8 protein-coding genes are annotated in these 7,982 nt (G+C 49.9%); 3 read left to right on the top strand and 5 right to left on the bottom strand.

The genetic code is table 11. The features are described 5' to 3' along the window. Window positions 1-141: 141 nt before the first annotated feature. Window positions 142-891 (bottom strand): N-acetyltransferase, encoded by a 750-nt coding sequence (locus tag L0M98_RS05205; RefSeq protein ID WP_227215274.1) that lies wholly within the window; start codon window positions 889-891, stop codon window positions 142-144. 356 nt (window positions 892-1,247) lie between these two features. On the opposite strand from L0M98_RS05205, the gene L0M98_RS05200 reads away from it, so the two are divergent. The 3 genes from L0M98_RS05200 to L0M98_RS05190 all read left to right on the top strand — a co-directional run bounded on the left by L0M98_RS05200 (window position 1,248) and on the right by L0M98_RS05190 (window position 4,493). Next, entirely contained in the window at window positions 1,248-2,309 is a 1,062-nt protein-coding gene (locus tag L0M98_RS05200) for an NAD(P)H-dependent flavin oxidoreductase (protein WP_227215273.1), read from the top strand. A gap of 238 nt (window positions 2,310-2,547) precedes the next feature. Beyond that, window positions 2,548-3,897 (top strand): MATE family efflux transporter, encoded by a 1,350-nt coding sequence (locus tag L0M98_RS05195; protein ID WP_186975133.1) that lies wholly within the window; start codon window positions 2,548-2,550, stop codon window positions 3,895-3,897. Further along, window positions 3,894-4,493: a Crp/Fnr family transcriptional regulator gene (locus tag L0M98_RS05190; protein ID WP_099292101.1), complete on the top strand. Its 600-nt coding sequence runs from the start codon at window positions 3,894-3,896 to the stop codon at window positions 4,491-4,493. Before L0M98_RS05195 ends, L0M98_RS05190 begins: the two co-directional genes overlap by 4 nt. Here L0M98_RS05190 and L0M98_RS05185 read toward each other — a convergent pair. The 4 genes from L0M98_RS05185 to L0M98_RS05170 form a co-directional block, all read right to left on the bottom strand. After that, the gene (locus tag L0M98_RS05185; RefSeq protein WP_227215272.1) at window positions 4,465-5,088 is read right to left on the bottom strand and encodes a phosphoglycerate mutase family protein; all 624 of its coding nucleotides are present in this window, start codon (window positions 5,086-5,088) and stop codon (window positions 4,465-4,467) included. The genes L0M98_RS05190 and L0M98_RS05185 overlap by 29 nt on opposite strands. Before the next feature lie 9 nt (window positions 5,089-5,097). Beyond that, on the bottom strand, window positions 5,098-5,520 hold the full coding sequence (locus L0M98_RS05180; protein WP_099292099.1) for a Fur family transcriptional regulator: 423 nt from the start codon (window positions 5,518-5,520) through the stop codon (window positions 5,098-5,100). A gap of 6 nt (window positions 5,521-5,526) precedes the next feature. Beyond that, window positions 5,527-7,398, bottom strand: a complete 1,872-nt coding sequence (locus L0M98_RS05175) for a heavy metal translocating P-type ATPase (protein WP_227215271.1) — start codon at window positions 7,396-7,398, stop codon at window positions 5,527-5,529. 148 nt (window positions 7,399-7,546) lie between these two features. Beyond that, window positions 7,547-7,894 (bottom strand): winged helix-turn-helix transcriptional regulator, encoded by a 348-nt coding sequence (locus L0M98_RS05170; RefSeq protein ID WP_227215270.1) that lies wholly within the window; start codon window positions 7,892-7,894, stop codon window positions 7,547-7,549. Window positions 7,895-7,982: the final 88 nt, after the last annotated feature.

Raw genomic sequence — 7,982 nt, 5'->3', positions numbered from 1 at the left:
TAGAATACATGCCTGTCACGCATGGGGTCGCGGGTTCGAGTCCCGTCCGGACCGCAAAAAGTCTGTAAATCATATGATTTAGAGACTTTTTGCTTTTAGCTACATGACGATTATCAACGAGGAAAAGCTAAAATGATAATTTCATTTTTTGAGGATTCTCTCCAAATAGCTGACATCCAGCAAATTCACCGTCTCGAAATTTCCTTTATAAAACACTCCCCAGTTATTGAAAACGCAAGGTAATTCCTTTGCTTTTTGCAATGTATCCATTTGAATTAAAGACACGGGAACGTTGTTCGTTTCACAATACTGTTTTATGAGCTCGATTTTTTGATAGATATAGGGACATTGCATATCGTAATAAATTGTCAGCACGTTGCTTTCAATCTTCTGCTTTTTGGCATTTGGCGCGAACGCCGGTATTGTTCCGTCAAAAGAAAGTGCAAGCAATTCATATCCATCATCGGTAGCATCAACAACCTCGAAGCCGAATTTCTTCGCGAATGATTGGTCGGAAAGCCAAGATTTTTGCTTCTTTGCCCCGAGCATACAAATGCCGGATTTACCTTTCTCTTTGGCATCAGCCAAACAATACTCCATCAGTAATTTTCCATACCCTTTTCCCTTATCACTACCAAGAACCCACAAGCAATAGACGTAATAATAATTGTTTCCAATCACGGGAACCCAAGCCGTTTCAAGAGGAGCGTATTCAATAAAAACCGTAGCCTTCGCGTTCAATTTTCTAAAGACATGACCTTCACTCAGCCTGTCCGAGAGCCATTGTCGTTTGGCGTCAATACCCTGATGGGGCTTTTTACTGCGGATGATGCAGCATAAATGCTCGTTGGTCAGGTTCTCTGTTGTTAAGTTTACAAAATCAGTATTCATGTGCATCTCGCTTCAAATTAGATATTATCAATCAACCGGTTGCAATTGTATCGCTCTACTATCCATGTTATGAAGTTCAAATGTAGTGAATTTATACCGTTTTCCCGTGTACTATCATCAACTTATTTAGCCTAAAGCTAGTATATTTCATAAATTTATTATTACCTTTACACCCTGAACAGTGTAAGTTTATTCTGATCGTTATCGTATGTATTTTTGTCGGACTGGTGACATCCGCTCTTTTTTCATCGTTGAATCAGACCAGTATGACTTTCCTTGTTTTGTTAGTAATAGCCCTAAAAAACTGTCGTGCGGACTGAAAAGGGCACATGTTAAATATCAACGATGTTGTAAAAATGAAATCATTTTTTATTGGTAAATACGAGATCAAGCTGCCTATTATACAGGGCGGTATGGGTGTCGGTGTATCATTGAACAAACTGGCTTCCGCCGTGGCTAACGAAGGCGGAGTCGGAGTTATCTCGGCAGCGGGATTAGGACTCCTTTACCCTCAATTCAAAGGGAATTATCTGGAAAAATGCATTTACGGGCTTAGCGAGGAACTTCGGAAAGCCCGTGAAAAAACATACGGTGTTATCGGCGTGAATATCATGGTAGCCCTTTCCAACTTTTCGGATATGGTGCGGACGGCTATCGCGGAGAAAGCCGACGTTATCTTTGCCGGGGCGGGGCTTCCGTTGAATCTCCCGTCATTCTTGACAAAGGACAGCAAAACCATGCTGGTACCCATCGTATCCTCGGCACGGGCAGCAAAGCTGATTTGCGAGAAATGGCTGACGAATTATAACTATCTCCCCGATGCACTCGTGGTGGAAGGCCCGAAAGCCGGCGGACACTTGGGTTTCAAAAAGGAACAAATCGAGGATGAAAATTACTCTCTCGAACATTTGATCCCGGAAGTAGTGGAAATAGCGAAAAGTTACGCCGCACAGAAAAACATTCCGGTTATTGCCGCCGGGGGTATATCCACCGGAAAAGACATTGCCCGGTTCTTGAAGCTCGGCGCCTCGGCAGCACAAATGGGTTCCATCTTCGTACCCACGGAAGAGTGCGATGCCTCCACGGAATTTAAAGAAGTGTACATTCACTCGGATAAAAAAGACGTTCGCATCATTCAAAGTCCGGTAGGAATGCCCGGTCGTGCTTTCGACGGGGAGTTTATCCGGGACGTTGCCGAGGGTAAAAAGAAACCTAAATCCTGTCCTTTCCATTGCATCAAAACTTGCGACTACACCAAAAGTCCTTACTGCATTATCAAGGCGCTTTACAATGCCGCAATCGGAAATCTAAAGGAAGGATACGCTTTCGCCGGTCAGAACGCCTACTTGGCGAACAAGATCAGCAGCGTGAAAGAAGTTATCGCCAAACTAAAGGCGGACTTTTCATTGAGTTTATAAAGTTCATAAGGTTTATAAGGTTTATAAAGTAACGGATGTCCTTCGGACAATGCTAATCGGCAGTTTGAGTTGCCGCAAACAAAGCACCCCACGGGGGTCTACGAACTTTATAAACCTTATGAACTTTATAAACTTTATGAACTAAATATATTTTCCCCGCTTTTTTACCATAAAGGTAACTTTTCCCAAAAATCATAGCCGTACCTTTGCAGCCGGAAATAAAAAAAACGAAAAGATTATGATGCAGGACAGTATTGATTTCGGGACGATGAATATTCCCAAGTTGTTTCGCAAGATGTTTATTCCCACCTTGTTGGGAATGGTTCTTTCAGCCACTATCACGATTATCGACGGGATATTTGTGGGACGCGGCGTGGGGAGCGACGCACTTGCGGCGGTAAATATCGTTGCCCCGTTCTTCATGTTGTCGGCGGGTATCGGTCTTATGTTCGGCGTCGGGGCTTCTATCGTCGCATCCATCCACTTGGCACACAACAAGGTGAAAGTTGCCAGTATAAATATCACGCAGGCAATTACCGTATCGTTAAGTATCACGGTTCTGCTGTGCGCCTTGGTCATGCTATTCAGAACAGACATGGCTTACCTGCTCGGCAGTTCCGACCTCTTGCTGCCTCTCGTGTTGGAATACATGAATTGGATCGTGCCTTTCCTTGCCTGCAATATGCTATTGAGCGTGGGATTGTTTGTCATTCGTCTGGACGGTTCCCCGACGTTCGCCATGATGTGTAGTGCCGTTCCCGCGGCGATAAATCTAGTGCTGGACTATGTCCTCGTGTTCCCGTTGCAGCTCGGTTTGGCGGGAGCCGCCATCGCTTCGGTAATCTCGGTCGTGGTCGGGAGTATCATGATACTGGTTTACCTGCTTAAATATAACAAGGTATTGTATCTTTACCGCCCGAAATTTTCCCTCAAAAGCATACGCTTGACGATAAGAAATATCGGGTACATGATAAAACTGGGCTTCTCGGCATTCCTCAACGAGGCCGCCATTGCCTGCATGATGCTCGTCGGTAACTACGTTTTCATCCATTATCTCGGAGAGGACGGCGTGGCGGCGTATAGCGTTGCCTGCTACTGGTTCCCGATTGTTTTCATGGTAAACAACGCCATCGCGCAATCCACCCAACCGATCATCAGTTACAACTACGGCGCGGGACAATGGATACGGGTGAAGCAGGCATTCCGGCTCTCGTTGAAATTCGCTATCATTTGCGGGGCTCTGGCTTGTCTCGTGACCATCGTGCTATGCCCCGCGGTGGTGTCCCTCTTCCTCGGCAGCACGGGTAACGCGCGGGAAATTGCCATACAGGGCATCCCCTACTTCGCGCTCGGCTTCCTGTTCTTCGCGCTTAACATCGTGTGTATCGGGTATTTCCAGAGCATCGAGAAATTCAAACAAGCGACGTTCTTTACCGTCCTCCGGGGTATTGTTATCATCACCGTGTGCTTTGTCAGCCTCCCGCTCCTCTGGGGAATAAAAGGGATATGGCTGGCGGTACCGTTCACGGAATTGATTACCTTTGCCATTATCGTATCGTACTATTTACGCCAGCACTTTAAAAGATGAAAGATACCACTTTGCAGATAATAACGAGTCGTTTGTCCGCCACCGAGCATGAAATACGGACACTCTTGGAGAACGCGGAGGAACAAACGTTCTCCCACAAGGATATCATTGTCCACGAGGGGGAATCGAACAGTAACCTTTATATCATCACCCGCGGCGTGTGGCGTGCTTACACGTTCAAGGACGGTTCGGAAGCCACTCTGTGGTTCGCCGGCGAAGGCGAAATCGCTTTCTCCACGTGGGGATACGTGGCAAACATCCCTTCCCGTCTGACCTTGGAAGCCGTGACGGACAGCGAGGCTTATTGCCTGACCAAAGAGAAACTGGAACAATTGTACCGTTCCTCCGTGCAGTTGGCAAATCTCGGGCGAAGGATTCTTGAAAACTTCATGCTGGAAATCGAAATCTCTTGGCTGGACTCGTATAACCGCACCGCTTTCGAGCGCTACGTGATGCTCCTGCAAAAACAACCGGAAATCATACAGTCCGTTCCCTTGAAGCATATAGCGTCGTACCTTGGTGTCACGGCTCAATCCCTCAGTCGCATCAGGGCACAGTTGGTCCGGCTCACGGAATCCACTCCACCACTCCCGTGACGGGATGACGTTCACGCCAGTTCATGAAATCGGTGTACGTGCGGACGCCGTCCCGAAGGACTGCCTGATAATACTCCACGCCCATGATTTTTTCGTCATCGGGAGTTTCGTGTTTCAGCCTCAATATAGCTCCCCGTGTTTCCGGTGTCAGTACTTGAGTGATTCGCTCCGCCATCCGCTCGAAAAAACCGTCATAACGGGAACCACCCAATATATGAATCATGTCAATCTGCCACTCGTCACCCTCCCGGTCGAGGTAATAAGCGTGCCACTCGATACAGTGCTCGTCGGTATCCAATGAATTGATACATTCCACCCGCCGGATAGCCGGATGCTCTGCCAGCTTCGCCATAGCGGCAAAACTGTCGGCAATCACGACGGGATTGGAATAGACGTGAAAGTCGATATCCAGATGCTTCACCAGTAAACCCGTTTTTACCGATCCTACCAACCGGGGTTCCACTCCCACCGACCGCCAAATAGCCTCGATGCCGGTATCCGCGATAATTTCCTTGGCTCGCCGCAGGTTACGGAAAGCTAAATTTTCGATCGTTTGCCTCGGGCAAGTTGCGGGTTGCAGGTTCTTACTGTCCATAGATATATCTCATTTTTTCAAGGCACAATCTTCACACAAGCCTTTCAGCACGTAATTGATGCTTTCGAGGGTGAAGTTCATCGGTAAATCGACTGTCGGCACGTGTATTTTTCGCAGGCAATAGGTTTTGTGACAATTCCGGCAATAGAAATGGGCGTGCAGGTCGTCGATAGAACAGGTACATTCATTACTGCACACGGAATACTTCAATGAACCGGAACCGTCGTCGATACAATGAATCAAGTGATGATCCAGAAAAAGATTGATCGTCCGGAATATCGTGGACTTATCTACCGTGTCCAGCTCGTTCTCCAGATCAAGCAGGCTGAACGCCCGCGTAAACCGTAACATACCTTTTAATATCAGCAGCCGCATGGCGGTGGGTTTAATTCCCCGCCTTTCCAGTTTATCCAAATATACCGTTTCTTCCATAATCCTTTATTTTACCTGTATCCTTATCGCATTGAGAATCGCCAACAGGGCAACCCCGACATCGGCAAAGACGGCCTCCCACATGGTAGCGACCCCGAATGCCCCAAGCACCAGTACTACCAGCTTCACGCCGAATGCCAACGCAATATTCTGCCACACCACGCGGCGGGTAGCTTTTCCGATCTTGACGGCGGTTGCAATCTTGCCCGGCTGATCGGTCTGTATCACCACGTCGGCAATCTCTATCGCGGCATCGCTCCCGAGTCCGCCCATGGCAATCCCCACGTCAGCGAGGGCAAGTACCGGGGCATCGTTGATCCCGTCACCCGCGAAAGCCACTTTCCTGCCCGGCTCGGCTTTCAACTCTTCCAACCGAGCCACTTTATCTGCCGGGAGTAAATCGCCGTAAGCTCTGTCGATACCCAAACTTTTCGCTAATTTAGTAACAATTGCCTGTTTATCTCCCGATAATAACTCAATATTATTAATATTTAAACTTTTTAATGCCGCAACCGCATCTGCCGCATCTTCCTTCGGCGCATCCGCCAACAAGAGATAGCCCGCGTACACGCCGTCCACCGCGCAAACGACTACCGTTTCCGGCACGCTCGCCAAACCCGCAGGATACGTCACCCCGTTCGCGTCCAGCAACCGCGTGTTCCCGACCAACACTTCCCGCCCGTCGACACGGACACTCAACCCGTGACCGGGTAATTCTTTCGCATCCGTCACCGCCAGCGGCTCGATTCCCCGCAACCGGACGTACCGTACGACCGCTTTCGCCACGGGGTGCGTGCTATTTCCCTCTGCCGCCGCCACGATTGCCAGCATCGTGTCCGCCTCGAAACCGTTCCCGGCGTGTGCCTCCCGTACCTCGAACTCACCCCGCGTGAGTGTACCCGTTTTGTCAAACACGACCGTGTTTACCCGCGTGATCGCATCGAGATAGTTTCCCCCTTTGAACAGGATCCCGTGACGGGATGCCGCCCCGATTCCCCCGAAATACCCCAGCGGGATACTCACCACGAGAGCACACGGGCAAGAGATCACCAGAAACACGAGGGCACGATACAGCCAATCGTCAAAGACATAAGCAAATCCCGGTTGCGCCAGCGAATAGATAAAGGGCAACAACACGATCAATACCGCCAACCCCGTCACCACGGGCGTGTACACCCGGGCGAAACGACGGATAAACAACTCCGTCGGTGCTTTCCGTTCCGTGGCATTCTGCACCATTTCCAGCACGCGCGCCAGCTCGCTCCGGTCATAAGGTCGCATCACCCGTACCCGTACCACCCGATCCATGGCGATCATCCCCGCCAACACGGATTCACCTTGCCGGATATCCCGGGGCAAACTCTCGCCTGTCAACGCCGACGTGTTGAATGCCGCCGTTTCGCCCAGCATCACGCCATCGAGCGGCACCCGTTCCCCCGCCTTCACCTCCACCGTCTCGCCAACCTGCACGTTTGCCGGGACTTCCGCCACGACACTGCCCCCGCGAATCACCGCCGCCACTTCCGGGCGCACGTCAAGCAACGCCTTCACGCGGGAACGAGCACGTTCCACCGCTGCGTCTTGAAACTTCTCCCCGACGGAATAGAACAGCATCACCGCCACTCCCTCCGGGTATTCCCCGATATAAAAAGCCCCGAGTGCCGCCACGCTCATCAACATAAACTCGTTAAAATACTCCCGTTCCCACAGGCAGCCAACAGCTTCCCGCAACACGGGCAAACCTACCGGAAGAAACGCCACCGCGTACCACATCGCCCTCACGTGTCCCTCCCCGAACCACACCGCGTTTCCCCATGTCATCCCGATCCCGCCAACCAACAGGATAAATGACACGATCTCTTTCACGTATTGTTTCATAACCTTTCGTTTTATTTCCGGTAAAGGTACAGAGATAATCTTGCAACCAAATTGCAAAAAAAAACAGAACACACGCGTTCCCGGCATTACCGTTCACACGCGTGTTCTCCGAGTTGACACTCTGTATCCGCTTGAAGACGCTAACGCGTCAGTGTCCTTCCCTGCTTTCCACGATCTCCGGCATGTGCTGCATCGCCCAATCGACGAGCGTCCGGATATGGGGCATCAAGCTTTCGCCCGTTCCCGTCAGTTGATACTCTACCCGCGGGGGTACTTCAGCGTACACCTTGCGCGACACTAACCCGTCCGCCTCGAGGGTACGCAGGGTCACAGTCAGCATTCGCTGCGAGATATCCGCAATAGCGTTGTGAATATCCCGAAAACGCATTGTTCCGTTCGCTTCCAGCGTCACCAGCACCAGCATCGACCATTTGTCCCCCAGACGACTCAACACGTCACGTATGGGACATTTCCCGTTAGCGTGAAAATTTTTCATTTTTTTTATCAATATATCCCGTTTAGTATCAACATTACTAACATCCGTGTAACTATCTTATCTCCAAGTACGTTCTTGTTTTTACGAA

Origin of the sequence: Butyricimonas sp. DFI.6.44, from assembly GCF_022132345.1 — a bacterium.
Classification (GTDB): domain Bacteria; phylum Bacteroidota; class Bacteroidia; order Bacteroidales; family Marinifilaceae; genus Butyricimonas; species Butyricimonas muris.
Note: the sequence above shows the minus strand (reverse complement) of the source record. Positions and strands in the feature narration are given on the sequence as shown.